Genomic DNA, 1372 nt, shown 5'->3' with positions numbered 1-1372 from the left:
GAACATGTTGCGGGGGAACTGGTCCATCAGGAGGATGTAGGCCAGGGTGCCGCTGGGGTAGGTCAGCCAGAAGGAAAACCTGCCCTCGCAGGCCTCCTCCCAGGTCTTTTGAAACGTCGTGCGGATCTCCTGATCCAGCGCGTCATCCTGCAGATACCATCCCTTTTCCCCAACCTTATCGAGCCAGAATGCAAGTATCTCTTCGGGACCAGTCATCGGTCGTAACTCCAAGTTTTTCCTGACCCTAACTTCAGGCCATTTTACATTACCATTACAAGTAACCTTGGGTCACAAATTGCGACAGGCAAGACCTCTGTGTGAAATAATCCTCACAATTCCGGCTGGTTAGCGCAATCAATTCTCCTCGCCGGCGATTTCCTGCTCTTCCAGCTCGGTCTCAATCGCGTACTCCTGGGCAAACTCAACCGCCACAGGCGTCGAGCTGGGATACATCGCGGCAAAGCTCCCGGTCTCGTCAACCGGCGTCGCAGCGCGCTGGGTCATTCGGTAAGCCGCATAGATGGCCATCAAGAACATCAGCGCCGCAATCAGCGCAAAGAAGCCAGCCGGGCCAAACACCGCGTCGCTCATCAGCCAGCCGGTGATCATCGGGCCGGCAATGGCGCCCAGCCCGTTGATGAACACCAGCCCGCCGGACGCCGCCGCCATGTCCTCATGCTCAAGGTAGTCGTTGGTATAGGCGATCAGCAGCGAATACAGCGGGTTCGACAGGCCGCCGATGATAAAGGCCGCAACCAGCAGCATCTTAAAGTCCATGCCGTAGAAAAAGCCCAACACCGCGCCGCAGCCGCCTGCAGCCGCCACCACCATGATCAACAGCCGCCGGTCCATCCGGTCCGAGACCCAGCCCAGCGGATACTGCAGGATAGTGGCGCCGATATAGAAGGTCGCGATAAACAGCGACAGGTTGCCCAGGCTCAGCCCCGCAGCGGCGCCGTAGACCGCGCTCATCCCGAACTGGGCGGAAAACACGCCGCCCAGAATGAACATGCCGACACAGCCCAGCGGCGAAATCCGCATGATCTCGCGCAGGGTCATCGGTTTGGTGGTGTCAAACGCCGGGGTCGGCGAGATCGACAGCAGAATGGGCGCAAAGGAGATCGAAACCAGGATCGAGGCGATGATGAACGCCTCGTAACCGGCTGGATCGCCGACCTGAATCAGCCCCTGCGCAGCGATGATACCGACCATCTGCACGATCATGTACAGCGACAGCGCCTTGCCCCGGTTGGAGTTGTCGGCAGAGTTGTTCAACCAGCTTTCAGCAGTCACGTACACGCCGGAAAAGCAGAATCCGATGATCACCCGGCCCAGGCCCCAGGCAACCGTGCTGGGCAGGATCGGGTAAAGG

Annotated in this window: 2 protein-coding genes; both read right to left on the bottom strand. The window is 59.3% G+C overall.

Annotated elements, in window-relative coordinates:
- On the bottom strand, nucleotides 1–216 hold a 216-nt coding region (locus A2I95_RS38240), incomplete at its 3' end, for a DUF924 family protein (protein WP_291737628.1).
- Nucleotides 217–354: 138 nt separating this feature from the next.
- On the bottom strand, nucleotides 355–1372 hold a 1018-nt coding region (locus tag A2I95_RS38235; protein ID WP_291737627.1), incomplete at its 5' end, for an MFS transporter.

The organism is Leisingera sp. F5 (assembly GCF_001593695.1).
The sequence above is the reverse complement of the archived record's forward strand: the minus strand, read 5'-3'. Positions and strand labels throughout refer to the sequence as shown.